24 protein-coding genes are annotated in these 26,191 nt (G+C 45.9%); 12 read left to right on the top strand and 12 right to left on the bottom strand.

Annotated features, from left to right (window positions below; translation table 11 throughout):
- Positions 1–25 precede the first annotated feature (25 nt).
- The gene (locus tag R3D00_21220) at positions 26–1,654 is read right to left on the bottom strand and encodes an aspartate:alanine exchanger family transporter (GenBank protein ID MEZ4775716.1); all 1,629 of its coding nucleotides are present in this window, start codon (positions 1,652–1,654) and stop codon (positions 26–28) included.
- 94 nt (positions 1,655–1,748) lie between these two features.
- Entirely contained in the window at positions 1,749–2,030 is a 282-nt protein-coding gene (locus R3D00_21215; GenBank protein MEZ4775715.1) for a hypothetical protein, read from the bottom strand.
- Here R3D00_21215 and R3D00_21210 point away from each other — a divergent pair, their 5' ends adjacent.
- The 3 genes from R3D00_21210 (at position 2,031) to R3D00_21200 (ending at position 3,424) form a co-directional block, all read left to right on the top strand.
- Positions 2,031–2,522 carry a hypothetical protein gene (locus R3D00_21210; protein MEZ4775714.1) on the top strand — a complete coding sequence of 164 codons (492 nt, stop codon included), beginning with the start codon at positions 2,031–2,033 and terminating at the stop codon, positions 2,520–2,522. It abuts the gene before it with no gap.
- 11 nt (positions 2,523–2,533) lie between these two features.
- The gene (locus R3D00_21205) at positions 2,534–2,836 is read left to right on the top strand and encodes a hypothetical protein (GenBank protein ID MEZ4775713.1); all 303 of its coding nucleotides are present in this window, start codon (positions 2,534–2,536) and stop codon (positions 2,834–2,836) included.
- A gap of 102 nt (positions 2,837–2,938) precedes the next feature.
- Positions 2,939–3,424, top strand: coding sequence for a hypothetical protein (locus R3D00_21200; GenBank protein ID MEZ4775712.1), 486 nt, complete (start codon positions 2,939–2,941; stop codon positions 3,422–3,424).
- 304 nt (positions 3,425–3,728) lie between these two features.
- On the opposite strand, the gene R3D00_21195 is transcribed toward R3D00_21200, so the two are convergent.
- The 3 genes from R3D00_21195 to lepA all read right to left on the bottom strand — a co-directional run bounded on the left by R3D00_21195 (position 3,729) and on the right by lepA (position 8,371).
- The gene (locus R3D00_21195; GenBank protein MEZ4775711.1) at positions 3,729–4,727 is read right to left on the bottom strand and encodes an NADP-dependent oxidoreductase; all 999 of its coding nucleotides are present in this window, start codon (positions 4,725–4,727) and stop codon (positions 3,729–3,731) included.
- A gap of 12 nt (positions 4,728–4,739) precedes the next feature.
- Positions 4,740–6,431: an AMP-binding protein gene (locus R3D00_21190; GenBank protein ID MEZ4775710.1), complete on the bottom strand. Its 1,692-nt coding sequence runs from the start codon at positions 6,429–6,431 to the stop codon at positions 4,740–4,742.
- Positions 6,432–6,583: 152 nt separating this feature from the next.
- Positions 6,584–8,371 carry a translation elongation factor 4 gene (gene lepA, locus R3D00_21185; GenBank protein MEZ4775709.1) on the bottom strand — a complete coding sequence of 596 codons (1,788 nt, stop codon included), beginning with the start codon at positions 8,369–8,371 and terminating at the stop codon, positions 6,584–6,586.
- Positions 8,372–8,545: 174 nt separating this feature from the next.
- On the opposite strand from lepA, the gene R3D00_21180 reads away from it, so the two are divergent.
- Entirely contained in the window at positions 8,546–9,322 is a 777-nt protein-coding gene (locus R3D00_21180; GenBank protein ID MEZ4775708.1) for a prolyl oligopeptidase family serine peptidase, read from the top strand.
- On the opposite strand, the gene R3D00_21175 is transcribed toward R3D00_21180, so the two are convergent.
- From R3D00_21175 to queD, 6 genes are read right to left on the bottom strand one after another with little or no spacing between them, the layout of a single operon-like run.
- Entirely contained in the window at positions 9,313–10,314 is a 1,002-nt protein-coding gene (locus R3D00_21175) for an iron ABC transporter permease (protein MEZ4775707.1), read from the bottom strand. The two genes, R3D00_21180 and R3D00_21175, sit on opposite strands and share 10 nt — an antisense overlap.
- On the bottom strand, positions 10,304–11,242 hold the full coding sequence (locus R3D00_21170) for a helical backbone metal receptor (protein MEZ4775706.1): 939 nt from the start codon (positions 11,240–11,242) through the stop codon (positions 10,304–10,306). The genes R3D00_21175 and R3D00_21170 overlap by 11 nt, the downstream gene beginning before the upstream one ends.
- Before the next feature lies 1 nt (position 11,243).
- The gene (locus R3D00_21165) at positions 11,244–11,894 is read right to left on the bottom strand and encodes a hemolysin III family protein (protein MEZ4775705.1); all 651 of its coding nucleotides are present in this window, start codon (positions 11,892–11,894) and stop codon (positions 11,244–11,246) included.
- 9 nt (positions 11,895–11,903) lie between these two features.
- Entirely contained in the window at positions 11,904–12,764 is an 861-nt protein-coding gene (locus tag R3D00_21160; GenBank protein ID MEZ4775704.1) for a 4-hydroxy-3-methylbut-2-enyl diphosphate reductase, read from the bottom strand.
- A 17-nt stretch (positions 12,765–12,781) separates the two neighbouring features.
- Positions 12,782–13,483, bottom strand: coding sequence for a (d)CMP kinase (cmk, locus tag R3D00_21155; GenBank protein MEZ4775703.1), 702 nt, complete (start codon positions 13,481–13,483; stop codon positions 12,782–12,784).
- A gap of 42 nt (positions 13,484–13,525) precedes the next feature.
- Positions 13,526–13,906 carry a 6-carboxytetrahydropterin synthase QueD gene (queD, locus tag R3D00_21150; protein MEZ4775702.1) on the bottom strand — a complete coding sequence of 127 codons (381 nt, stop codon included), beginning with the start codon at positions 13,904–13,906 and terminating at the stop codon, positions 13,526–13,528.
- A 253-nt stretch (positions 13,907–14,159) separates the two neighbouring features.
- On the opposite strand from queD, the gene rpmB reads away from it, so the two are divergent.
- Both rpmB and R3D00_21140 read left to right on the top strand, forming a co-directional pair.
- A complete protein-coding gene (gene rpmB / locus R3D00_21145; GenBank protein ID MEZ4775701.1) occupies positions 14,160–14,396 on the top strand; it encodes a 50S ribosomal protein L28 in 237 nt (78 codons plus the stop codon).
- 121 nt (positions 14,397–14,517) lie between these two features.
- On the top strand, positions 14,518–15,822 hold the full coding sequence (locus R3D00_21140) for a choice-of-anchor J domain-containing protein (protein MEZ4775700.1): 1,305 nt from the start codon (positions 14,518–14,520) through the stop codon (positions 15,820–15,822).
- Here R3D00_21140 and R3D00_21135 read toward each other — a convergent pair.
- Positions 15,819–16,361 carry a hypothetical protein gene (locus tag R3D00_21135; protein MEZ4775699.1) on the bottom strand — a complete coding sequence of 181 codons (543 nt, stop codon included), beginning with the start codon at positions 16,359–16,361 and terminating at the stop codon, positions 15,819–15,821. The two genes, R3D00_21140 and R3D00_21135, sit on opposite strands and share 4 nt — an antisense overlap.
- 147 nt (positions 16,362–16,508) lie before the next feature.
- Here R3D00_21135 and R3D00_21130 point away from each other — a divergent pair, with 147 nt between their 5' ends.
- From R3D00_21130 to purE, 6 genes are all read left to right on the top strand, one after another.
- Entirely contained in the window at positions 16,509–17,738 is a 1,230-nt protein-coding gene (locus tag R3D00_21130) for a pyridoxal phosphate-dependent aminotransferase (protein MEZ4775698.1), read from the top strand.
- Positions 17,739–17,768: 30 nt separating this feature from the next.
- A complete protein-coding gene (locus tag R3D00_21125; protein MEZ4775697.1) occupies positions 17,769–18,755 on the top strand; it encodes a PfkB family carbohydrate kinase in 987 nt (328 codons plus the stop codon).
- Positions 18,756–18,775: 20 nt separating this feature from the next.
- Entirely contained in the window at positions 18,776–23,068 is a 4,293-nt protein-coding gene (locus R3D00_21120; GenBank protein ID MEZ4775696.1) for a tetratricopeptide repeat protein, read from the top strand.
- A 72-nt stretch (positions 23,069–23,140) separates the two neighbouring features.
- A complete protein-coding gene (locus R3D00_21115) occupies positions 23,141–24,280 on the top strand; it encodes a 5-(carboxyamino)imidazole ribonucleotide synthase (GenBank protein MEZ4775695.1) in 1,140 nt (379 codons plus the stop codon).
- A 31-nt stretch (positions 24,281–24,311) separates the two neighbouring features.
- Positions 24,312–25,658, top strand: coding sequence for a Fic family protein (locus tag R3D00_21110; protein ID MEZ4775694.1), 1,347 nt, complete (start codon positions 24,312–24,314; stop codon positions 25,656–25,658).
- A 40-nt stretch (positions 25,659–25,698) separates the two neighbouring features.
- Positions 25,699–26,190: a 5-(carboxyamino)imidazole ribonucleotide mutase gene (purE, locus tag R3D00_21105; GenBank protein ID MEZ4775693.1), complete on the top strand. Its 492-nt coding sequence runs from the start codon at positions 25,699–25,701 to the stop codon at positions 26,188–26,190.
- Position 26,191: the final 1 nt, after the last annotated feature.

Here is a 26,191-nt window from a genome sequence, read left to right as displayed (position 1 = left end):
CAGAAATGGGCCGGCTCCTGCTATCCTACCGCAACAATAAAAACAAGATCTGTGCTATCACGATCTTCGAAATCAAGGCTATCGGAAACATCATGGAAAAACCAAACTCAGGGATACGGTTTTTGGCTTTATTGGTAGCAAAGTCCAAAATGGCCGGCTGATTGGCTACCATGCCCATAAGCAGGGTGAATGGCTTATTCGCTATTTTATACCCAACAAACAAAATGGAAAAGGCTGTAAGTAAGCTGATGATAGCACTGCCCAGAAAAATCCACAACCCGTCCATGGACAAGCTCTGAACAAAAGCGTTTCCTGACGTTACGCCAATACACGCCAGCATTAAAATTAACCCGATCTGGTGGAGGGTGACGTTTGCGCTGTATGGCAATGCCCATACCACAGGGCCCGTTCGCCGAATGGCACCCAAAATCAACCCTACTAATAATGGCCCTCCGGCAAATCCCAGTTTAAAACCGATATTTCCTCCGAATGAAAACTCGATATTGCCTAAAATCAACCCCAGTCCTATTCCCAAACCAAATGAAAACAGATTGATTTTACTCGAGTCCTGATAAGAGTCTCCAAACAATTGCGACAATTCGTCCAGATCTTTTTTTCTTGCCAACAGACGAATCCGGTCGCCTTGCTCAAGTATCGTATCGCTTTTCGCCAGCATTTCAATATCGCCTCGCCTGATACGCGTGATGATGACATTGTATTTTTCCTGAATGTTGAGTGAGGCAATGGTACGCCCTGCCACATCCGGGTTAGAGACAAATATTTGACGGGCATCAAACACGGTTGTATCCCCAAAAACAGTTGTCTCTATCGACTTTCCCAGCACGTCTTCTACTGCCTGTATTTCTTCAGGGTTTCCCAATATGGTAATATAGTCGCCAGTTGAAAGCGTTGTGTCGTAGTTTGTCAGGCTAATTTTCCCTTCGTGATAAGTTCGGCCAAAAACCACATGCCAACTATACTTCCGGAAAAGATCGCGAAGGGGAATCGATGTTATTTCGGGGTTTTGGATTTCCAGAACCGTATTGGTAAGCCCTTCATCCAGTGGGTAATCTTTGCGAAGTGCCCGCTTTTCCTTTTCAAAATCTACATTCAGAAGTTTTTCCATCACGACAATAGCGATCATTCCGCCCAATACGCCCATGGGATAGGAAAATGAGTACCCTACCACGACTTCCTCGGCAATTTTAGCTCCCTCTGCCGCCGGATAAGACTGGGCAATCAGTTCGAGTAATCCTGCAAGTGCCGCAGTATTGGTCGTACTTCCTGAATATATTCCTCCGATAGATGCCGCCGAAAATCCGAATAAAAGCCAAAGACCGATTGCAAATACTCCTGACAGACCCAATATTGCGGCAATAAAAAATATGTCCTTAAATCCATTTTTCCGGTATGAATTGAAAAAAGCCGGTCCTGAACTAAGGCCAATGGAATAGACAAATAAGGTCAGTCCCAACTGCAGAATGATCTCGGGAATCTGAAGCCGCGCGTCAATCCCCCCAAACACGAGTCCGGTAAATAATATTCCTGAAACACCCAAAGCTCCGCCCCGAAACTTTATACTGCCCACGAGGTATCCCAGTGATGCTACAAGGAAAAGGAGCAAAATGGGGTTATTGTTGAGAATATCAATCATCTATATACATCTTTATTCCTTCCTGCAGCCATTTTACATTAAAATTGATTAATAAACCTACTTTGTACTTCGAAAGTTTCACATTAGCCAAAGACTAGTTTTTCAGGCAATCCTCTCTGTAAGAATTTACATTCTGTTGTTGAGTCAAAAGTATCTGTGGATGGGATGCCAGTAAATGGGAGTATTTTTTGCGATAATTGCCAGAATCGCTTCGCAGAGCCCATCTTTCCGGGATTTTTTGCAAATACGCTGTCGCAGCGATGCCCATTTCGGCAAAAATCGATAAACCCTGCCGATAAGCGGCAAAAAGCGGTTTTCCCCCCTGACTATAAACGACTTGTTTTAGGGAAATAACCTTTAACAAAGTCTCTGCCATATGAAAAATTGGGTGAAAACACTTTCTCTCTCAGTGTGTATGATTTTCCTGACCACTGGCCAACCATTTACCGCTTATGCCGGACAGGTCGGCTCGCGCGATTCCTCAAATGTGATCATTTCAGAAGAAGGACCCGTTGAGCCCATAGTCTCAAAATCATCAGAGACTCTCATCAAAGAGTCTACGGTCTTTGGTATAGCTGCGATGATCACTTCGGCAGTGGTTCCGTTGGTGTTTTTCTTATCATTTTTTGGTGTAGCTACCATTTTTATTCTTGGGCTTATCGCCTGGCCGATATCCATTTTATTATCCGTGATAGGAATTATTAAAGTAATAAAAGCGAGAAGGATGATGAGTTCGTTCTGGGCGAAGTATGATGAAGAGAAATGGAAAAAATCCAATCGTGCCCTTATATTCAATTCCATCGCATTGGCGCTCGCCGCGATTTACCCCATCGCCCTGATGATTTATGCCGCCACCATTGATAGTTAAGTCCATATTCCATGAAAGCAGGATTCATATTTCTGATCATGTTTGCTTTCATCGTGCCTTTGGCTTTCGCAGGGCAGATGGAGGCGACGGGTTGGGTTTCCAAGCCCTATGCTATGGAAGATGACACGCCCAAAAAGCTCCTGGTTACGGCCGTAACTGCATTTGGTGCGACGGCATGGACGATTATATTGGGAATCAATGCTTTATTGTTGGGACTGATTGTTTTCTTAGGGCTGAGAGGCCATAGTAAATCCAAAAAAGCCCGGCTTTCCACGCCTCCCTACAGCACAATTCAAACCGCTGGTGTATCTTAAAAAAATCCAGCAACACGGAGGGTAGTGTTACTGACTACCCAACGCTAATGCCATCAAATACCTTATTTCAGATCAATAATCTTTCGCAAAATCTTCAACAATATGAAAAAATTAATGAAATCACTTTCTCTCACTGTGTGTATGATTTTCCTGACCACTGGCCAACCATTTACCGCTTATGCCGGACAGGTCGGCTCGCGCGATTCCCTGGTAGCATTTACCTCAGAAGAAGAACCGATAAAGGCACAAAAACCCTCAGAAATCCTTATCAAAGAGTCATCCATATTCGGGATAGCTGCGATGATTTCTTCTGCTGTAGTTTTAGGGGCAATTTTTTTATCATTTTTTAGTGTGATACACATTGGGATTCTGGTGCTTATCCCCTGGGCGTTATCCATTTTATTATCCGTGATAGGAATTGTTAAAGCAAAAAAAGCGAGAAGGATGATGAGTTCGCCCTGGGAGGAGTATGATGAAAAGAAATGGAAAAAATCCAATCGTGCCATCTTCTTCAATACGGTTGCACTGATACTTACTGTGGTTTATCCTATGATATTAGCGATTTATGCATCTATCGCAGAAAGTTAAGTCAGTAACTAAAAATAAACTGCCACCGGGTGGTGGCAGTGGAGAAAAATTGTTTTGTTGAAGTGCAAGCCAGCAACTTTTATGATTTGCTGTCGCGTTTCGCTTTTTTCGCAGCTCTTTTTTCCTTCAAGGTTTTTTCGGGTTCCTTTTTGGCAGTTTCTTTTTTTGCATTTTTGTCTTTTGACATAACGGTAAGGTATTTGATTGTGACAATCAACAGGACTATGCTGTTAACTACCTGTTAATATAATCATTTTTTCAATCAGTTGCGGGGTGGTAAAATATTTTTCTACCTCCGGAAACCTTACACCTTCAAAATCAGCTTGCCCTGATTTTCGCCTGAAAACAGTTTGAGAAACACTTCGGGGAAGTTGTCGATACCTTCTTCAATATGCTGGCGGGTTTTGAGTTTTCCCTGCATGATCCAGCCGGCCAGTTCCGGTATGGCTTCCATATATCGGCTTGCGTAGTCAAAGACAATAAAACCTTCCATCTTTGCCCGGTTGATAATCAGAGAGGCGTAATTGGCTGGCCCCGGCACGAGAGTTGTCGCATTGTACTGGGAAATGGCGCCACACAGGCTGATTCTGGCTTTAAAATTGATTTTAGCCAGCACTTCGTCCAGTATTTCACCGCCTACATTGTCGAAGTATATATCTATGCCGTCGGGGCAGGTTCTTTTCAGTCCGGCGCGTACCGCTTCATTTTTGTAGTCAATGGCTTCATCGAACCCCAGTTCTTCAGTGATATACCTGCATTTCTCAGGTCCTCCGGCGATGCCGACTACGCGGCAGCCTTTGAGTTTGCCGATCTGACCGGCAATCTCGCCTACAGAACCGGCGGCGCCGGATACCACAAGGGTTTCGCCTTCTTTGGGGTTGCAGATATCGAGCAGACCAAAGTATGCGGTGAGCCCGGCTATGCCCAATGCGCCGAGGTATGTCGGCAGGGGCAGGAGGTTGGGATCGACTTTGGTGAGTCCTGTGCCATCGGAGATGGCATATTGTTGTACGCCCAGGCTGCCATAGACATGGTCGCCTTCGCGATATTTTGGATTGTGAGAACTGATCACCTTCCCGACAGTGCCGGCGCGCATCACCTCGCCGATGGCGACGGGGCGGATATAGGATTTCCTGTCATTCATCCACCCGCGCATCGCGGGGTCTAGGGAAATGTACATTATCTGGATCAGTACTTCTCCTTCTGCCGGTACGGGTACCGGCGCATCAGTGATTTCCCAATCTGAGCGTTTGGGCAGACCAAAGGGTCGCGCTGCAAGTTTTATCTGACGGTTGGTTGACATAATTTTTGGATATTATTCCCAAATGACGACTTCGCCTCCCTGATTGTACCATTCTTCCATCCGCACTCTGTATCGGGCGTCCATCACATTGCGGCGAACTTTCAGTGTAGGGGTCAACAGCCCGTTTTCAACCGTCCAGGTATCAGACGTAACGACAACACGGTTGACTTTTTCGTAGTCAGCGACATTGTCATTGACGGCTTTCAGGGTTTCGGTCAGGCTTTCCTCTACCTCGGCTTTTTCCATATGGCGGGAATATTCTGACAGGTTGACAAGGGCAAAAGGCTGGGGCAGTCCATAGCCTACGATACAAACCTGCTCAATCAGGGTATTGGAGGCAAACATTCGCTCCATAGGTACGGGGATGACATATTCGCCTTTGGCGGTTTTAAACATGTCTTTTACCCTGCCGGTGATTTTGAGAAATCCATTTTCGATTTCTCCCATATCGCCGGTATAAAGCCAGCCATCTTTCAGCACTTCTGCTGTCATCGAAGGATTTTTGTAATACCCCTTCATATTCCAGGCTGCTTTCATGATGATTTCACCGGTTTCGGGTACGATTTTTACTTCACAGTCAGGATAAATTTCGCCTACCGAACCTATATAAATGCGGTCTTTATGATTGGCTGAACATACCGCATTGTTTTCTGTCATGCCATAGGCTTCGGAAATATGAATGTCGATTTGTTTGAACCATTCCAGGGTTGAGTTTGCAATAGGCGCTGCCCCGGAAATCATCCATATTGCTTTGTGCAAGCCCAGGCCTTTTTTGATCGTTTTCTTTATAAATCCTGACAGGATAGGGATTCGGAGCAAGAAGTCCAGTTTGTCCTGAGGCATTTTTGCCAGGATGCCCATTTGAAATTTTGTCCAGATACGGGGTACAGCAAGGAAAATGGTCGGGCTGGCATATTTGAGATTTTCTGCGAAGGTATCAACCGATTCTGCAAAATAAATCACTCCGCCATTCATCAGGCTGCCGCATTCGACAAGTGCACGCTCTGCAACATGGTTGAGCGGAAGATAGGAGAAGAACCTTCCTTCTATCTGGTCGAGTTGGGTCATTTTCAGTACCGGATCAATGATGGATGCATTGATGGCATGGGTAATCATTACCCCTTTGGGTTCTCCCGTAGTGCCGGAGGTATAGATAATTGTTTCAAGGTCTTCAGGGCGTGGAATAAAATTGTCCTGAATGGGCTCATACCGGGCGATCAGGTCGTCCCATTTTTCGAAGTTTTGCGCAATGGAAATCGGGAATGAAATCATACGCACATCATCCGGAACCCCGTTGTCCACGGCAAGGGTATCGTCGAGTTTTCCTACAAAAAGCACCTTCGAGCCACTATGTTCCATCAGTTGATTTAACTGTTCTGGCGTCAGGTTGGGGTAGAAGGGGACAGAAACATGTCCGCTCATTTTGATGGCTATATCGCAGATGATCCAGTGGGCACAGTTTTTGGAAATCATCGCAATATTGCTTTGCGGAGGAAGGCCCATATCGTTGATCGCAGCTGCCATACGGCGTGCCTGGTTGCCCACCTCATACCAGGTGTAGTCAGTCCACTGACCATTTTGAGGCTGGCGCAAATATACTTCTCCGGCTTTTGTCTTTTCCCAATAGTAGAAGAGCTCTATAAAGGACTGAATCTTTCGGGGCTGTCCTGCTTCAGTGAGGAACGGGTTGAGAGACGAGTTCATAACGGGTGCAATTAGAGCTGGAATATAACACTTTAACTATACTAACCAACTAATTGTATCGTTACAAATACAGAGTAGTAAGTAGAATTACTGAAAGTTAAAGCCTTTTTTATTGATGTCAGTCCTCTGATTTTTCAGTCAGAGGACTTTTTTTAGTCAAGTTTTAGCACAGCGTGGAACGCACTCTGAGGCACTTCAATACTACCTACCTGACGCATCCGTTTTTTCCCTGCTTTTTGTTTTTCCAAAAGTTTCCGTTTCCGGGAGATATCCCCGCCATAACACTTCGCTGTAACGTCTTTCCTGAGCGCTTTTACAGTTTCCCTTGCGATTACTTTTGCCCCGATTGCTGCCTGGATGGCTACTTCATACTGTTGACGGGGAATCAACTCCTTCAGTTTGATGCAGATTCTTCTTCCCCAGTCATAGGCTTTGTCGCGGTGAATCAGCGCGCTCAGTGCGTCCACCTGGTCGCCATTGAGCAATATATCAAGTTTGGATAAATGTGAAGACTGAAACCCGATCAAATGATAGTCAAATGATGCGTACCCCCTGGAAATGGTTTTGAGTTTGTCAAAAAAATCAAACACAACTTCCGCCAGTGGCAATTCAAAGGTGATTTCCACCCGGTCTGTGGTCAGATATACCTGATTGACAAATCTTCCCCGTTTATCGATACAAAGCTCCATGACTTTCCCGATGTAGTCAGACTTGGTGATAATCTGTGCCCGGATAAAGGGCTCCAGCAGATCTTTCAAACGGGTAGCTTCCGGAAGGTCAGACGGGCTGTTGATGGCAAATTCGCTGCCGTCTGTCAAAATCGCTTTAAAGCCTACGTTGGGCACTGTGGTGATAACTGACATTTCAAACTCCCGTTCCAGCCTTTCCTGAATAATCTCCATATGGAGCATGCCCAGGAAACCGGCGCGAAAACCGAAGCCCAACGCAGCAGACGTCTCCGGCTGATACACGAGAGAGGCGTCATTAAGTTGTAGTTTTTCCAGCGAATCGCGAAGATCCTCGAAGTCTTCGGTATCTACCGGATAAATACCGGCAAAAACCATCGGTTTTACTTCCTGAAATCCCTGAATTGCGGTAGCCGCCGGATTTTTCTTGAGGGTAATCGTATCCCCGACCTTAACCTCCCGCACATTTTTTATGCCTGCAACCATATAACCTACGCTTCCGGTTTCAATGGTCTGTTCGGGCTGTTGTTGGAGCCGCAGGATTCCCACCTCACCGACTTCATACTCGGCTTCGGTCGCGATAAATTTTACTACATCGCCTTTACTGATACTTCCGTCAAAAATCCGGAAGTACACGATGGTTCCGCGGTAGGAATTAAACACGGAGTCGAATACCAGCGCCTTGAGTGGGGCATCAGGATTACCGGTCGGGGGCGGTATTCGCTCCACAATCCGATCGAGGATTTCGGTAATACCAATTCCATTTTTTGCACTTGCATGAAGAATATCCTCGGGGTCGCAACCAATCAGATCTATGATTTCGTCGCTGACTTCTTCGATTCGCGCGCTTGGCAGGTCGATTTTGTTGAGAACCGGAATGATTTCCAGATTGTGTTCCAACGCCAGATACAGGTTGGAAATGGTTTGCGCTTCTATTCCCTGCGCTGCATCCACAATCAGGAGCGCGCCTTCACAGGATGAGATGGCCCTTGATACTTCATAAGAGAAGTCCACATGACCCGGTGTGTCGATGAGGTTGAGTGTATAGGATGTGCCGTCTTTGGGATATACCATCTGGATCGCATGACTTTTGATGGTAATACCTTTTTCCCTCTCCAGATCCATACTATCCAATACCTGGGCTTTCATCTCGCGTTGTGTAAGCGTATGAGTCGCTTCCAACAAGCGGTCAGCCAGGGTACTCTTACCATGGTCAATATGAGCGATGATACAGAAATTTCTTATATGCTGCATGTATGTTCAGACCTTTCGGACTGCAAATTACGCTTAAGGATTGTCAATTTACAAATGATCTTTTGGAATAGCATAGATAGGGTAAACTTCCGAATAAAAATACCAAAAAGGTTTGTTCTGAAAATTTGTAATTATATTGACCTATCTAATCAGACATTCATTTATTTCTGTATGATGAAACAGTTACTATTCTTATTTCTGCTCATAGGTGTTTTGAGCGGCACCGTATTTTCTCAGGATGCCAGCGAATATGAGCCAAAGGTTTTCCACTCTGCAAAAGGAGATTCCCTGCTTTACCGGTTTCATATGCCGGCAGGTTTCGAAAATACTGCCATTCGTTATCCGCTGGTAATATTTTTGCATGGATCAGGTGAAAGGGGAAATGACAATTCTGCGCAGTTGGTGCATGTTGCCAAAAGATTTGTGTCCGCAGAGTTTATGGAAAAATATCCGTCTTTTGTGATTGTGCCTCAATGTCCGGAGGGTCAGCAATGGTCCCAATATGACAGGGAGGTAGCGGGAAAACCAGCTGATAAAACGCCAACCCGGCAGTTGGAACTGGTGATGGAGTTGATGGACGAGGTGTTGAAAACCTACCCGGTCGAGCGTCGCCGTGTCTATATCGGCGGTCTTTCTATGGGCGGATACGGTACCTGGAGCGCGCTTGCCAATTATCCCGAGCGGTTTGCCGCTGCTTTCCCGATATGTGGGGGCGGGTATCCTTCTTATGCTCCAAGAATGGCGCAGGTTCCGACATGGGTATTTCATGGAGGGGCAGATGAGGTGGTGCCTCCGATTCGAAGCCAGGAAATGGTTGCTGCGCTTCGCCGCGCTGGCGCTTCGGTGATTTATACAGAGTTTCCAGGTGTGGGACACAATAGCTGGGATGATGCATTTGATTCTCATCCCCTGATCTATGACTGGATTTTTGCCCAGCGGCGTTACAAATAACTTTTTCTGCTAAAGAGGATATACAGAAAAAAAGGTACCCCCAGAATCGATGTGATAATGCCGGTAGGAAGTCCTGCCGGGGGTAAAATTATTCGTCCCAATACATCACATCCTGTCAAAAATGCCGCTCCCATCAATGTACCCAGCAGGATATTGGGCCTGTGCGCTGCACCAAACAATGCCCGGCAAAAGTGCGGAATCATCATTCCTACAAATCCAATCGGCCCGGTAAATGCTACGGTCGTGCCAACTATCAGCGAACTGACCAACAGCAATATCATTTTTACCCGGGAAACTTCCATGCCCAGCGTCTGGGCTTGGATATCTCCCAAAATCAATATATCCATTCTCCTCCCGTACACCATTCCAAATATTATTGAAAATAATAATACCGGGCCACAAACCGCTACGGCTTCCCATGTCGCATGGCCAAAGCTGCCAAATGTCCAGAATACCAGCCGCCGCACCTGGTCGCTTTGCGCAAACCGGTAAATCAATACGCCTGTCAGCGCAGTGAATATCGATGATACCGCAACCCCTACAATCAGTAACTGGGAATTGTCTTCGCGCAAACTTCTGTACCCCAGACCCAATACCAACAGTAAACTTGCCAAACTCCCCACTCCGGCAAATAAGGGCATGGTGAAATACGTAAATCCGGAAATGGGAATGAGGCCTAGAATCAGGATATTTACCCCAAATCCTGCACCGGCGGTCACGCCCATAATGTAAGGGTCGGCCAGCGGATTTTTGATCAGTGCCTGCATAAAAAAACCACTTAATGCCAAAATTGCCCCGGTAAAGGCCGTGAGCAACACCCTGGGCAGGCGAAGATCAATGATAATGTCTTGATTTTCTATTTCACTTCCGGTCAGCACGCTGAATATTTCCCCAAACGAAAAGTCGAAGGAGCCAATGTACAATCCTCCCGCCATTGAAAGGATCAGTAGAATCAAAAGTATCGATGCCGCCCATACGTGCTTACTGCGCATCGCGAAACTTTTGTGGATTTAATTGCGTGTGGAGAATATGGGTCAGTGTGAGCAATCCTTCCAGCATGCGGGGACCAGGGCGGTAAAACAAGTCTGGATTGACAATGTGCACCTGCTTTTGCACATCTGCCGGAGTATTGTAAAGGGAAGGGTAGGTGGCGAGCAAATCAGCATAAGCCTGCTGGTGGATGGCAGGCATGATGATAAATTCAGGTTGTAACTTCAGGATTTCCTCGACAGTTGTGGTATAATACGGGGCCGCAGTTTCACCAAATACATTCAATCCCCCGGCTTTTTCAATCATTTCGTTGAGAAAACCGTTCCCTCCGATTACTTTCAGCGGTTCTGCGCTGATAAGGATCATGGTTCTGTATTTGATCTGATTTTCGGTGGAATCTACAATTTGCTGTTCGAGTGTGCGGAGTGAATCGGCGAGGTATGTCGCTTTTTCCGATTGATCTACGAGCTCGCCAATTTCTACAATTCCGCGATAGACATCTTCCAGCGTATGATAAGACTGTAGAAAAACGGGAAGGCCCAGGCGATCCAGCATTTCAATCTGAACCGGGGTAAATATTTCGTCAGTAGTGATAATAAGGTCGGCGTCAGTAGCTTTGAGGCCTTCGAGATCGAGTTCGGGAAAAGTAATTATCTCGGGGAAATTTTCTACTTCGGCAGGATAGTCGCAGGCCTGCGAACGTGCTGCCAGCTTATCTTGTCCACCTATAGCAAAAATGATTTCAGTAATATTGGGTGCTATGGAAACTACTTTTTCAGGCTTGTCGGCCAGTAAAATCTTGCGGCCCGTGTTGTCTGTGTAGGTTTGTGAAATGAATGGCGCATTTTCTACCAGTGCTTTTTTTTCGGCAGTTTTACATCCCCAAAGTAAGACCGGGAGAAGGAAAATGAGCAGGGAAGATCGTTTCATTTCAGGTAGTGACATGTAACACATAGTACATGGAATAAAAAACAGAGATATAGTGACTGACACTACCAAACAGGACAAAAAGGTGCCAGATAGCATGGTGATACCTGAGTTTTTCCCACATAAAAAAAATGGTTCCCAATGTATAGGCCAGCCCGCCAATGATCAACCATAAAAGACCTTCGAAGGACATAGCGGTAAATATAGGTTTGGCGATAAACATAACCATCCACCCCATGGAAAGATACAGAATGATGGAAAAAACCTTAAATCTGCCTGTAAAAAATATTTTAAATACTGTTCCCCCCAGTGCAATTGCCCAAACGACGGCGAGGAAAATATATCCCCACATCTGGTTCATAAAAAACAGAATAAAAGGCGTATAACTGCCTGCGATCAGAAAATAGATGCTGATATGGTCAACGATACGGAGAACTCTTTTTACTTCCGGGTGTTGAATGCTGTGATAAATGGTCGAAGCAGTATAAACCAGCAGCAAGGAAACACTGAAAATACTCACAGCCCAGATGTGTTCAATATTCCCCTTAAAGACAGTCCAGGAAACAAGGACAGGGATAGCGATAAAAAATAACACAACGCCAAGTCCGTGTGTCAGACTGTTGGCAATTTCTTCTTTGATATGACGATAATTCATGGTTTGGATTTATACACTCACAACTGACCCATTTACTCTCTCATCAATATAATTTGATACTTGTTCCATCAGCCACATGGGGGTAGAAGTAGCGCCACAAATGCCCACCGTGGATTTTCCCTCCAACCAGGAGAGGTTCAATTCATCAATGTCTGAAATAAAATAGCTATTGGGATTAATCTGCTGGCAGGTTTGGAAAAGCGCCTTTCCATTGGAGCTTTTTTTACCGGAGACAAAAATAATCACGTCGTGGTTTTTCGAAAATTTGCGCAGCTCAGGTTCGCGGTTGCTTACCTGTCGGCAGATTGTATCATTAAACCGGAAATCTTCAAACTGGATTTCCATTTTTTCTTTAATCTTATAGAGGAGCTGGGTACTTTTTGTGGTCTGGCTGAATAGAGACACCGGACCTTCGAGTGCCAGTTTTTCGACCTCTTCTTCTGTACTTACCACTACCGCTTCCTGATTGGTCTGACCTACGAGCCCATTTACTTCTGCGTGGCCTTTTTTCCCGAGAATAATGATTTTCCGGTCCTCATCGTAGGCATTTCTGATTCGGTTTTGAAGTTTTAATACGACAGGGCAGGAAGCGTCAATGAGTTCGATATTGTTTTCGACAGCTATTTTATAAGTTTCGGGAGGCTCACCGTGGGCACGGATCAGGACAGTGGCATCTTTCAGATTTTGGAGTGTTTCATGGTCTATAATCTTGAGGCCCATGGACTCAAGCCTTTCCACTTCTTTATCATTGTGGACGATATCGCCCAGACAATACAGGGAGCCATTTTCGGTCAGATAATCTTCTGCCATTTCAATCGCATATACGACCCCAAAGCAGAACCCCGAATTTTTATCTATTTCTATTTGAATCATAAACCTGGTGTTTGTTAGATTTCCCGGATTTTATTTCCGGAGATTACGGCATTTGCTAATGAAATTACTCTGTCAACCTGGTCTTTAAATTCCATATCCGAAGTATCGATCAGGATGGCATCACTGGCCTGAGTCAGAGGGCTTTCCTTTCGGGAAGAATCGATATGGTCTCGTTTTTGAAGGTTGGCTCTTATTTCCTCAAAATCGACATCCAGCCCTCTTTCGGCAAGCTCTTCCTGTCTGCGTCTGGCTCTTACGTCGATAGATGCGGTCATAAACACTTTTAGTTCGGCATTGGGGAACACTACGGTACCGATGTCGCGGCCATCCATGACGACGCCACCGGATTCACCCAATCGTCGTTGCTGGCTGACCATTTCGCGCCTGACTTCCCTGTGGATGCTCACCTGGCTGACAATGGCTGAAATTTCAGGGTTTCTGATATCATCTTCGACTTCTTTTCCGTTGAGCGTGATTACGGGAAAAAGCTCACCTGGTTTTTCTAAAAAGTCCACATAAATATTCTCCAACGCGTCAAGGAGCTCTTCCGACTCCGTTTCAAAGGGAATATTGTGGCGCAGCAAATACAGGCTTACGGCCCGGTACATAGCGCCCGAGTCGATATAAAGATAATTGAGCTTTCTGGCAACGGCTTTTGCGGTAGAACTTTTCCCGCAACCCGCATATCCGTCTATGGCAATGGTTATCCTTTTCACAATGGCAAAATACAGAATTATTTGTTAAGGTTTATCTGAAAATTATGCTGCGCGGTATTCACATTTACTGGTACAGGTTTCGTGTATCACAATACTGTATAAACCGGGAAGCAGGTCATTTAGTTTTTCAAAAAACCATTTTGCGAGATTTTCTGATGTAGGATTTTGCAAAAGCAGGTTTCCTTCTTTTTCTCCGACTTCGTTGATGCACCAATGGTCAAGCATTTTGACAAATGGCTGCACGATTTCTTTCACATCCCCGTAGTCGATCAAAATGCCCGTTTCGGGGTCAGCCTCTCCTACGAGATTCACTTCCATACGGAAGCTGTGGCCATGCATACGCCTGCATTTATGCCCTTCCGGCATCTTTGGTAGGTAGTGTGCAGACTCAAACCCGAATTTTTTGGTAAGAATTACCGGCATTGCTCGCAATTTTCTGCAAAAAAAGCCTGAATTTCCCGAATTCGCAAGCCAAAGGCGCGTAACTACTTTCCTTATTGAAAAAAACCATTCGCCCCTCTCTGCACTTTGCGACCCTGGGCTTTTAGGGATTGTGGTTTTCTCCAAAAAATATTTGGTTTTATCAGAGAATTGCAGATATTTGCAATCCGATTCCGGAAAAAGGCAGATGACCTTAATTGCCGGATAAAAAGTTTCGAAAAAAAAGAACAGAATCATGGCCAGAGTTTGCGAAGTCAGCGGTAAAAAAACCATCTATGGAAACAACGTTTCCAAAGCCAATAACAAAGTAAGAAGGAAGTTTTATCCCAACCTTCAGAAAAAACGTTTTTTTATTTCAGAGGAAAACCGCTGGGTTGACCTTAAAGTTTCTGCACATGCTATTCGTACCATCAGCAAGAAAGGTGTCTATGCTGTTGTAAAAGAAATGCGTGCAAATGGCATAAAAATATAGGTGTTTTTACCTGAATTCATACAAAAAAACTCAAATTGCTTTCGGGTAATTTGAGTTTTTTCTTTTGATAAGGCAACGATTTTTGTGCATACTGCATCTTCCTTTTTCAGAACTTCACGTTATGTCTGTTATGACAAAATCATTTTCCCTGACGATTTTTTTAGTGCTTACGCTATCTGGCATCTTCGGCACTCACGCATTGGTTGCTCAGTCTACCAGCCGCTCCGGTTTTCCCGCTGACCCCGAATCGCTGGCAAATCTTCGCCGTTTCCCCTGCGGAGGTATTGTGATATTCGATGAGTATTTTAATACGGATACCATTCCCGCCGGCTGGAAAGTTGCTGATTATGACGGGCTGACTCCCAACCACAATATATTGTTTCTCGTCCCCAATCCGGGCTGGCAGTCGGTCATTGACTTTAAAGATACGGACTCTGTCAACCGGGTACTGGCTTCTCCTTCCTGGTATGAAGGCTCTGTCGATAAAAGTGATGACTACCTGATCTCGCCCAAAGTATTTATTCCTGAAAATGCCTGCCTTTCCTGGTATGCCTATTCTCAGGATAAGTTTTTCCCCGAAAGCTACGAGATTCGCATTTCTACCACTACGCCTGATTCTGCTGGTTTTATGGCTCATCCGCCGGCCTTGGTGGTGGCTGAAGAAGGCGATGAATTTACCTACCGCTCCACCAGCCTCGATGCTTTCGGCGGACAGGAGGCCTATATCGCTTTCCGACACACTTCTTCTGACAAGTTTATCCTTGTACTGGATGATATTCGCCTGGCTCAGGTAGAGCAGCGCGACATCGCCATGTATTATGTCGATGATATTGTTGCCAATCCCAATGACGAAATTACCATTACAGGTGCAGTAATCAACCGTGGCCTTGATACGGTTTCCTTTGATACCGTTGGTGTCCCCATGGTAATTCACTACCAGATTGGCGACTCCGCAGTGCAAAATGATACCCTCAACCGGGTGTTTACGCTGCTTCCCAATGATACCATCCAGTTTGCCCACGGTACTGTATGGAAACCTACAGAAAGTGATGTATATCGCCTCCGGGTCTGGGTTTCCGGATTTGGTACGGATGACAATGTACTCAACGATTCTATCGGTCGCTGGCAGGGAATAGGAACTCGCACGGCGATTGACCCCGACAAAAATAGCTGGGGGGTAAATATTTATCCAAATCCGGCAAATGATCAGGTTTTTATTGATTTCCTGGGTCAGGTAAATGGAGAGATAAACCTCTCCATATATGATCTTTCAGGCCACAAAGTGTCTGAGTCGCTAAAACTTTCCGGAAGCCATTCAAAACACGAACTCTCCCTGACAGGGCTGGTACCGGGAATATATTTTGTCAGGATCTATGACCAGACAGGAAATGGATTGATGCGAAAACTGATAAAGCTGAAAGACTAATTGTCTTCCAGCTTTTCATTCAATTCTTTCATCTGTTTGCCAAATTCTTCCAGATTGTTTTTCATTTTGTCCAGCGTACCTTTGTCTTCCATACGCTCCAGAAAATCTTTGCCCAGTTTCTGAAATTCAGGGAGTGTTTTTTCCAGTTCAGGAAGAATATCTTTTGTAAAATCCTCGCTGAAAGTGTTGATGAATTCAGCGTTTTTTTCCATTAATTCTGAATATACTTCCTTGTTTTTATCCAACTCATCAAAAACCCGGTCTTTGTGCTGGTAAACCTGATATGTAAAAGCCTGGGTCCAAAATTTGACTTTTTCTTCCCGGCTCATATCTTCCTCAAATTCGGGATATTGTTCTTCTACTAAAATGCGGAATTCTTCATTTTTCTCTTTCCAGTCTTTTTTGTCGTAAGAAGTATAATCTTCCTTGACATCCTCCATAAATGAATCATATTCTTTGAGGTAAGTCGTTTTGTTATAGGACGCACAACTGATAAGGATGATCATGAAAGCAAGTGGCAAAAAAGTGGTGATTTTCATAGAATTTGCGGTTTTATATTTCTGTTTGAAAGATTACAGTAAATGTAAAAAGTTGTAAGCGGAAAGTATAATTCACAAATAGTTTTGTAATCTTGTTAAGTTTCTTTCAATTTTATTGTATTATTGCGCCCAAAATCTCATAAATCAATGAAATATTCGCAAATCATTTCCTCTTTGGCGGAATCTGCTACCCTGGGTATCGCCAAAAAAGTGCGCCAGTTGACTGCTGAGGGCCGAAATGTGATCGGCCTCACTCTGGGCGAGCCTGACTCTGATACGCCGGTTCATATCCGGGATGCCGCCAAAAAGGCTTTGGACGATGGGTTTACCCATTATCCGCCTGTGTCCGGTTATGCCAATCTTCGGGAAGCGATTGCGAATAAGCTTAAACGGGAGAATGGACTGGATTTTAAGGCCGATCAGATTGTGGTTTCTACCGGTGCAAAACAGTCTTTGTACAATGTCATCCTCGCCGTACTGAACCCCGGCGATGCCGTCATCCTTCCGGCTCCTTACTGGGTATCCTATGAGGCAATGTGCCACCTGGCACAGGCCGAGACTACTGTTATCAAAACAGATGTTTCCGACAATTATAAAATTACTCCGGCACAATTGGAAGCGGCCATTCAACCCAATACGCGGCTGTTTGTCCTGACTTCTCCCTCCAACCCGACTGGTAGTATGTACAGCCGGGAAGAACTCGAAGGAATTGTCGAAGTACTCGAAAAATACCCGAATGTGTTGATCATTTCTGATGAAATTTATGAACACATCACCTTCGGAAAACCGCATATCAGTATCGGAACATTCCCTTCCGTTGCAGATCGTGTGATCGTCGTCAATGGCTTTTCCAAAGGATATGCAATGACCGGCTGGCGTTTGGGATATATTGCTGCGCCCAAAGATATTGCTGATCTTACCGAAAAACTTCAGGGCCAAAGCACTTCTGGCGCGACGGCCTTTGCTCAGATCGGTGCGATAGCTGCCCTCAACGGCCCGCAAGATACGGTTGCCGCCATGCGTGACGAATTTCACCGCCGCCGCGACCTGATGTATAAAAAACTCTGTGAAATTGACGGTTTGAAAGTCAATCTTCCCGATGGGGCTTTTTACTTCTACCCAGACCTCGGTGCTTTTCTGGGTGCAGAGACACCTTCCGGAGAAACCATCCACGATATTGACGCTTTGTGTCTCTACCTGCTGGATGCTGAGGGACTTGCAGTTGTACCAGGTTCGGCTTTTGGTACAGATTCACACATCCGCCTCTCTTACGCCTACGCCAATGAAGTACTGGAAGATGGTATCGGTCGTCTTACCCGTGCACTTCGGGCATTGAAAATCAAAGTTCCCCAGACTTCTATGGGAAAGGCAGAATAACTACCTTTGTACCGTGTAAAACGGTTTCCATTGGTAACATCTGCTGATATTCATACATTTCTCGCCGGCTGCAGGAATCGCAAAATTCTTGTAGCCGGCGATCTTATGCTGGATCGTTACCTGTGGGGTAGGGTCGAGCGTATTTCCCCGGAAGCGCCTGTGCCCATCGTCGATGTATATCGGGAAGAAAATCGCCCGGGTGGTGCTGCAAATGTGGCTTTAAATCTGCATGCCCTGGGGGCTATGCCGGTGCTCTGCGGGGTGGTCGGGCAAGATCAGGAAGGAGACGAATTGCTGATACAGGCAAATAATAATGGTTTTGATACCAGCCTGATTTCCCGCCTGCCGACTCGCCGCACGACGTTGAAAGTCCGTATACTCGGCAATAACCAGCAGCAGGTTCTGCGCGTGGACAATGAAGATAAAAGCCCGCTTCCGGAAGAAATGGCAGAAAGTCTGTTGGAAACCGCTCTCGATCAGATCAGTAGCTTCGATGCAATTGTGATTCAGGATTATGATAAAGGATTCCTAAACCGCTCATTAGCGCAAACCCTGATTTCCGCCGCACAACAGCACAATATTCCTGTACTGGTTGATCCCAAATTCCGCAATTTTTTCTCTTACGCTAATTCCTTTTTGTTTAAACCCAATCTGAAAGAATTGAGCGAGGCACTGGGTTTAAGGTTGAATAAAAACGATCTCCCCGGAATTGTAAATGCGGTACTTCAACTCCGGGAAAAAATGCCGCATATTTATACGCTCGTTACTCTGAGTGAGAATGGGATGCTGCTCGTGGATCCCAGAGGAACCTATACTCATATCCCTGCGCGTATGCGAAACATTACTGATGTTTCAGGTGCTGGGGATACGGTCATCAGTGTTGCGACTTTGGGTATAGCAACCGGGATCTCTCCACTTCAAGCCGCCATGATTGCCAACCTTGCCGGAGGGCTGGTCTGTGAAGAAGTAGGTGTTGTACCTATCAGACCGGATCGTTTGCTGGAAGGCTGTCAGTAAGTATTGTGTAATTTTACGCTATGAACATTCCGGATACCCAATGGTTCACCCTAAATCAGGAGGCGCTCCGACAGTTTCAGTCGGGCGAATATGGGCATGCTGTTGTATTGGGACAACAGGCCCTGACGCTGGCAGCCGCAGACATCGGAGAGAAAAGTGCAGATTATGCCATTCTGCTGAATAATCTGGGTCTCTATTTCCAATATCAGCAGGACTATACAGCCTCCCGCAAATATCTCCTGCAAAGTCTTGCGCTCTGGCAGGAAATGGAATGGGAAAAAGATGCAAACTATTGCCTGATCACACGAAATCTCGGACAAACCCTGACCGCGCTTGACCAGGACCAGGAAGCTGAAGCCTGCTACCTCGCTTCTCTCTCCGCCATGAGGGAAATCGAAAACGCGGAATATGCATTCTCTCTCCTGCTGCTGGGGAATGTGTACCTGAAGCTGGAGCGGTATGAAGAAGGGGTGAAAGTGATGACCGAATGTGCAGAGACCCGGGAAAAAATTTTCGGTTCGGCAAATCCTCAATATGGAATAGCTATCAATAATCTGGGTGAAATGTACCGCCGATGGGGAAAATTTGAAGAAGCGGAACCTTTACTTGTAAAAGCTGCGTCGATTTTCTTCGATTCACTCGGCGAAAAACACAATGAATATATCAATACCCGCAATACGCTCATGGTGTTGAATACGCAGAAGGGAAATTATGCTGAAGCGGAATCGATCGGGGTTGATTGTCTCCGACTTCGGGAGGAAGTGCTGGGAAACCGACACCCCGATTATCTGGAAAACCTGCGTTTGGTTTCCGATATCAAACTTAACCTTGGAAAATATGCAGAAACCCGGCAATTGCTGACCCGTTATATCTCGATTGTCGAGGCAATTGCAGGAAAGGATAACCCGCTCAGTGTCAGGGCCCGATACAGCCTGGCTCAATTGTATATCAAAGTCGAACAGTATGAGGCGGCTTCTGTGATCCTGAATGAGTCGCTTCGCTTTTTGGAGAACCAGCTTTCTCCTCCAGCTATGGATTATGCCACTGTTCTCAATGATCTTGGATCGATTGCTTATTACCAGAAAGAACAGGAAGCGGCTCTGGGTTATTACCGCAAAGGCTTGCAAGTGCTGGAAAATATTCCTGAAAAACGCGATTGGGGGGTGTATGTCAATTTGCTTAACAACCTGGCGATTTCGCTCATGGTATTGGGCCTTTACCGTGATGCCGCCCCGCTTTTGGAAGAAAGTCTGGAGATTAAAGCGTCGGTTTTGGGAAATACGCATCCTGCCTATATTCTTACCCTCAGCAATCTGGGACAGTTGAAAAACCATAATGGGGAATTTCAGGAAGCCTGCCGGATTGCCAGTTTGTGTGTGAAGATCATCAGTGAAACTTATGGTACTGATTTTCCTGAATATGACAACTACCTCAACAACCTCGGTGAAGCACACCGCAACCTCGGCGAATATGCAAGAGCCATAGAAGTACAGCAAAACTGCCTTCAGATCAGGAAAAAATTGTGGGGGGAAAATCATGAAAAAACCCTCACAACCTGCAATAATCTCGGGCTTGCCATGTATGAGGCGGGCGAAATTGAGGCTGCGTCAGTAATTTTTCTCGATGTGTTGGATAAAATGAAAGGGAAAGAGGTACAATGGGTTCCGCTTTATCCATTGGTGCTGATGAATATGGGCAATCTTTGCCAGACTCAAAGCGACTATGAAGGCGCAAAGCAGTATTTTAGCGCTTCCGGTGAAATCGTTAAAAAAGTTTTGGGTAATGAGCACCCTGATCTGGTGAATATTTACAGCAGTCTGGGCAATCTTTATATTCTTACCGGAAATTTTTCGGAGTCGGAAAAATGGTTATTCGAAGCCAGGAATATCGGTGCAAAAATTAGTACTACCCATCCTCGCTACGTTTCCGTGCTACATAATCTTGGGCATTTGTACATCACGGCGGGAAGACTCATAGAAGGAGATGCGGTGCTGGATGAAGCGGCCGAAATTGAGCGAAAGGCACGAGGTGAAGAGACCGTATTGATGGGGAAAATTTTGACACACAAAGCCAATCTGTATCAGATGATGGGGCTTTATGCCGAAGCCGAAAAAGCATATCAGAAAATACAGGAAATTTTTGGCCGGATTTTGGGTGAAAGCCACCCCGAATATGCGCTTGCGCTCAACAACCTGGGACTGTTGTACAGTTATACCCAAAATTATACAAAAGCGGAATCTTGCTTTTTTCGGTCAAGGGAAATGATTACTTCAACATTGGGACCCAGACATCCTCTGGTCGGCACTGCTACCGGAAATCTGGCTGAAGTGTATCGCTCCACCGGTAATTACAATTCCGCAGTAGAACACCTCCGCACGGCGCTGGAAATCTTGCTTGCCCGGCAAAGCGAAAACCATCCGGATATTCTTACCCTGAAAAATAATCTTGCGCTCACTTATGGGCAACTGGGCGAATATGAATCTGCGGAGAAGATCTTTTCGGAAATGCTGAGCAAATGGGACACCCGCCACCCCAGCTTTCCGGTTGTATTGGGAAATTTGGCGGAGTTATTTTTTTTACAGGGAAAACTGGACGAGACAGAACGTGCTGTCAGGGAAAGTATCACGCTGCTAATCTCCCGGATTCATACAACTTTTCATATTCTGAGTGAAAAGGAACGCCAGTCTTTTTACCAGACGCTCAAATATAATATCGACTGGCTTCAGGGTTTTGGGGTAAAAAGATATGCGTCAAACCCTGATTTTGCTGGTTTTTTGTACGATGTACTCCTTGCTACGAAAGGAGTGTTGATGCAGTCTCAGTCTTTTACCCGGGATATTGTGCTGCGGTCTTCTGATCCCGTTGTCAGGGAAAAATATCAGCTTTGGAAAGAAAAAAAGGAGAAACTTTCGTGGTATTATTCAGAGAGAAAAGTCGAAACACAGGCTTATACTGAACAAATCGCCGAACTGGAACAGACAATCAATGAGCTGGAAAAAGCGCTGGCTAAAGCTGCCGGTAATTTTGGCGAAAATTCAGCCCTCCGCTGGGAGCAGATTCGCGACTGCCTGCTCCCGGGTGAAGCCGCCGTGGAGATCGTCAGGTTTGCGGATATCGGGGAAGAACAATTGAATCGCCCAGGTTATTTTGCGCTGGTCATCACTTCCCAAACACAAAAACACCCCGAACTGATCGTGCTGAAAGATGTCCCGGAATCTGAACATCAACTGATCGGATCGTATCAACAGCTCATTTCTCCCGACGAAAAAGTATCGCGCTCCATTTGGTTTGAGACAGGTGAAGAAGAGAAGAAAAAATGGCGGCCTGAAGACTTTTATCAGCGGCTTTGGAAGCCGATAGCCGATTTTCTGAAGGAAATGAACGCCGACCGGAAAGTATACCTTTCTCCCGACGCCATCTTCAACAAAGTCAATCTGCATACATTTCCACACCCTGAAGGAGGTTTTCTGATGGACAGGACAGACATTCATCTGCTTACCAGTACGCGTGAGATTTTTTTATCTGCTGGAGAAAAACCGGTACAAAAAAAATCCCGGAAAGCTGTACTGATCGGGGCACCTGACTACGAATTGGCTGTGGATGAAAATCTGCGGAAGAATACGCCCGATAAAATGGGCATACGGCTCAGAGGTGGAAAAGTCGGGGAACTGAATCCTTTGCCCGGAACCCAAAAGGAGGTGGAGGAAATCGACCGGCTGCTGAGAAAAAACAATTGGCAGACAGCCGTTTACCTGGGCAAAGATGCTACTGAGTCAAGGGTCAAGTCTGTCGCTCAGACAGATTTGTTGCATATAGCTACACACGGTTTTTTTATGCAGCAGGAGGATATGAAATCCGGCTTTCATTTTTTGGGAGATCAACCTGCGACAGAAAATCCGCTATTGCGCTCCGGACTGTTTCTCGCCGGTGCAGGAAATTCCCTCAAAAAACTTTTGAAAGGAAAACCAGGTTCTCAGGACGGGATTTTTACCGCATACGAAGCGGCCAGTCTGGACCTGCAAGGGGTAGAACTGGTCGTGCTGAGCGCATGTGAGACAGGACTGGGGGATGTGCAGAATGGCGAGGGTGTGTATGGGTTGCAGCGCGCATTCCTTATGGCTGGGGCAGAAACCCTTTTGCTGAGTTTGTGGAAAGTAAGCGATCAGGCTACCGAGGAACTTATGGGAAACTTTTACCAATTGTGGCTGGATTTGGGAGACAAACGCGCCGCCTTCCGGCAGGCCCAGCAAAATCTCCGCATCAAATATCCCTCTCCCTATTATTGGGGTGCGTTTGTCATGGTAGGCAGGTAGCGGATTCGTTTCCCGGGTTGGCTGAAAAATTTGTAACATGACGTGCCTTAACCTAAATTTGCGACAAAAAGAATGAAACCCTTCTATCGCGGACTACGGCTGGGTATTGTTGGCGGCGGCCAACTGGGGCGCATGATGATTCAGGCAGCCGTTGATCTGAATGTTCATATTCGCATCCTTGATCCATCCGGAGAAGCGCCTGCGCGTCCCTATTCCCATGAATTTGTGCAAGGCTCACTGACAGATTTTGATACCGTACTGGCATTCGGCAGAGCTTCAGATGTCATTACAATAGAGATCGAAAACGTCAATACCGAGGCACTGGAGCAACTACAGGCGGAAGGGAAAACGGTTTACCCTGATCCCAAAACGATCCGGATGATTCAGGACAAGCGGAAACAAAAAGAGTTTTTCCGGGATAATGGCATTCCAACGGCCTCATTTATCAGGGTGGAGAACCGGTTCGATATTCTGAAAAATAAACACCTCTTGCCGGCGGTAAACAAAACCGCAGTAGCCGGATACGATGGGCGCGGTGTGCAGGTGCTCCGTTCTTCAGAAGATCTTTTACGATCATTTGATGCCCCGGGACTGCTGGAGGCTTTTGTGCCTTTTGAGAAAGAAATAGCCGTGCTGATTGCCCGAAACCCGACAGGAGAAATAAGTGTTTTTCCGGTAGTGGAAATGGTCTTTCACCCGGTACACAATCTGGTAGAATATCTATTTTCCCCGGCAGAGATTTCTGAGTCTCTGGCAAAACGCGCAGGGGAGATTGCCGTTTCTGTGGTGGAAAAACTCAAATATGTAGGGATCATGGCAATCGAAATGTTTGTCACCCCTTCGGGTGAAATCCTGGTCAATGAATTGGCGCCAAGACCCCACAACTCCGGTCATCAGACGATCAGAGCGTCGCTGACTTCTCAGTACGAGCAACATTTGCGTGCAATACTGGGATTACCCCTGGGCCCGACCGAACAGTTTTGCCCGGCAGCGATGGTCAACCTGTTGGGAGAATCGGGGTATAGCGGCCCGGCGGTGTATGAAGGTATAGAGGAAATGCTTGCGATGGCAGGTGTATATCCCCATATTTACGGCAAAGCCGAAACCAAACCCCAGCGAAAGATGGGGCACGTGACGATATTAGGTAAAGACAAAGCAGAACTCATCGAAAAGATCAATCATATCAGGCAGACAGTGAGAGTTGTGAGCTAATGTGTACTGGGTTTATAAAGGATTACCTATTATGGAACAATCACTCGCAAATATCCTATCACAGGTTGACAGTAAAAAAAAATTACTGGAATCCCTGTTGCCTGTTCCCGAAAAGATGGATCGAAAACTTTGGGAAAAATTCCGATTAGAGTGGAACTACAATTCCAATCATATAGAAGGCAATACCCTTACTTATGGAGAGACCAAACTTCTGTTGCTTTTCGACAAAACCAAAGGCAATCATGATCTGCGGGAATATGAGGAAATGAAAGCACACGATGTTGCTGTGGCTCTGATTCGTGAATGGGCAAAAGAGGAACGCCAGCTTACGGAGGCTGATATTCGCCAGTTGAATGAAATTATCCTGGTCAGAGATTTCTGGAAAGATGCCCTCACACCTGGTGGGGATTCCACCCGGCGATTAATCCAGGTGGGTAGTTATAAAAGCCAGCCAAACTCTGTGCGACTGGCGAATGGTGAGATCTTCGATTATGCATCTCCGGAAGAAGTACCCTTAAAAATGGAGGAACTGTTGAACTGGTATAGGCGGGAAGCGCATAGCTATCATCCTTTGGAAGCAGCAGCACTATTTCACTACAGATTGGTGCTGATTCACCCGTTTGATGATGGAAATGGTCGGGTATGCCGTCTTCTAATGAATTACCATTTGTTAAGATATGGTTTCCCTCCTGTAATTATCCCTTCGTCAGATAAAAAACAATACCTTGATGCGCTGAATCGTGCGGATGGTGGAGATATAGATGCTTTTGTAAGCTACATCGCTCAATTATTGCTGAAATCACTGGAATGGAACCTCAAAGCAGCAAGAGGGGAATCTTTGGACGAGCCGGACGATTTGGATAAAAGAATTTCGATTCTGGGTCGCGACCTCAAGGGACAAGAGGTGTATAAGGTCAGTAAAGTTGAAGCACTGGGCAAAACCATCGACGATAATGTCGTTCCTTCTTTGGAGATTGTCCAGTCCCGACTTAAAAAAATCGGTGATTTTTTTCTTGAAAATAGCATGAGTTTTCATTTACAGGGTACCATTTCTCAGAATTCTCCAGCATTGAAGGTTGACGATACAGATTGGAAAAGTGATTTGTATGAAATGGTGGTAAATGCCGGAGATTTTGACGAATTGGAAATCCTGTACAAATTTGATGGTTTTAAATCTTCCCCAAATCCATTTGGACTTTTGGCAAAACTGGAATGGACGTTTTCCAATTATAAATTTGGACTTGGCGCTAAGTCTATAGGGGTTGAAACCAAGCTAAAAAAATATGGCGAGGTTTTCACGATGGAAGAAATCCGAGCGGTCGTTGACCGTATAGGCAATTACTTATTGGATGAAATAGAGAAACAACACGGGAAATGACAAATGTAGATTTCCTATATATTAACTGGTGAATATAACCATGGCAAAAGCAGGAATCATTATGGGTAGCAAGTCCGACCTTCGGGTAATGTCCGGTGCGGCGGAAATGCTGGAATATTTTGGGGTACCCTACGAAATTACGGTTGTGTCGGCGCACCGCACACCTGTGCGTATGATGGAGTATGCCCGCACCGCGCGCGATAGAGGCTTGCAGGTGATTATTGCAGGCGCCGGTGGCGCTGCGCATCTTCCCGGCATGGTTGCCGCGGTTACAACGCTCCCTGTGATTGGCGTTCCGGTTAAGTCTTCCAATTCGATCGATGGCTGGGACTCGGTCTTGTCCATCCTCCAAATGCCTTCCGGTGTACCCGTAGCTACGGTTGCGCTTGATGGCGCCAAAAATGCGGGTATCCTGGCCGTGCAGATTCTGGCTACCGCAGACCCGGCGCTTGCCGACCGGCTTCAGGCTTATAAAACAGAACTGGAAGCCAAAGTGATGGAAATGGTCGATGAAATGGACAAGGGTTTGTAAA

It is taken from the genome of Bacteroidia bacterium (genome assembly GCA_041391665.1).
GTDB lineage: Bacteria > Bacteroidota > Bacteroidia > J057 > J057 > JAGQVA01.
The sequence above is the reverse complement of the archived record's forward strand: the minus strand, read 5'-3'. Positions and strand labels throughout refer to the sequence as shown.

Coding starts and splice junctions, on each gene's coding strand:
- R3D00_21115 (MEZ4775695.1), top strand. CDS start 23,141: ATGAAACCCTTCTATCGCGGACTACGGCTGGGTATTGTTGGCGGCGGC.
- lepA (MEZ4775709.1), bottom strand. CDS start 8,371: ATGCAGCATATAAGAAATTTCTGTATCATCGCTCATATTGACCATGGT.
- R3D00_21210 (MEZ4775714.1), top strand. CDS start 2,031: ATGAAAAATTGGGTGAAAACACTTTCTCTCTCAGTGTGTATGATTTTC.
- R3D00_21205 (MEZ4775713.1), top strand. CDS start 2,534: ATGAAAGCAGGATTCATATTTCTGATCATGTTTGCTTTCATCGTGCCT.
- purE (MEZ4775693.1), top strand. CDS start 25,699: ATGGCAAAAGCAGGAATCATTATGGGTAGCAAGTCCGACCTTCGGGTA.
- rpmB (MEZ4775701.1), top strand. CDS start 14,160: ATGGCCAGAGTTTGCGAAGTCAGCGGTAAAAAAACCATCTATGGAAAC.
- R3D00_21120 (MEZ4775696.1), top strand. CDS start 18,776: ATGAACATTCCGGATACCCAATGGTTCACCCTAAATCAGGAGGCGCTC.
- R3D00_21110 (MEZ4775694.1), top strand. CDS start 24,312: ATGGAACAATCACTCGCAAATATCCTATCACAGGTTGACAGTAAAAAA.
- R3D00_21175 (MEZ4775707.1), bottom strand. CDS start 10,314: ATGCGCAGTAAGCACGTATGGGCGGCATCGATACTTTTGATTCTACTG.
- R3D00_21180 (MEZ4775708.1), top strand. CDS start 8,546: ATGAAACAGTTACTATTCTTATTTCTGCTCATAGGTGTTTTGAGCGGC.
- R3D00_21200 (MEZ4775712.1), top strand. CDS start 2,939: ATGAAAAAATTAATGAAATCACTTTCTCTCACTGTGTGTATGATTTTC.
- R3D00_21190 (MEZ4775710.1), bottom strand. CDS start 6,431: ATGAACTCGTCTCTCAACCCGTTCCTCACTGAAGCAGGACAGCCCCGA.
- R3D00_21220 (MEZ4775716.1), bottom strand. CDS start 1,654: ATGATTGATATTCTCAACAATAACCCCATTTTGCTCCTTTTCCTTGTA.
- queD (MEZ4775702.1), bottom strand. CDS start 13,906: ATGCCGGTAATTCTTACCAAAAAATTCGGGTTTGAGTCTGCACACTAC.
- R3D00_21215 (MEZ4775715.1), bottom strand. CDS start 2,030: ATGGCAGAGACTTTGTTAAAGGTTATTTCCCTAAAACAAGTCGTTTAT.
- R3D00_21195 (MEZ4775711.1), bottom strand. CDS start 4,727: ATGTCAACCAACCGTCAGATAAAACTTGCAGCGCGACCCTTTGGTCTG.
- R3D00_21135 (MEZ4775699.1), bottom strand. CDS start 16,361: ATGAAAATCACCACTTTTTTGCCACTTGCTTTCATGATCATCCTTATC.
- R3D00_21140 (MEZ4775700.1), top strand. CDS start 14,518: ATGTCTGTTATGACAAAATCATTTTCCCTGACGATTTTTTTAGTGCTT.
- R3D00_21165 (MEZ4775705.1), bottom strand. CDS start 11,894: ATGAATTATCGTCATATCAAAGAAGAAATTGCCAACAGTCTGACACAC.
- R3D00_21170 (MEZ4775706.1), bottom strand. CDS start 11,242: ATGAAACGATCTTCCCTGCTCATTTTCCTTCTCCCGGTCTTACTTTGG.
- R3D00_21130 (MEZ4775698.1), top strand. CDS start 16,509: ATGAAATATTCGCAAATCATTTCCTCTTTGGCGGAATCTGCTACCCTG.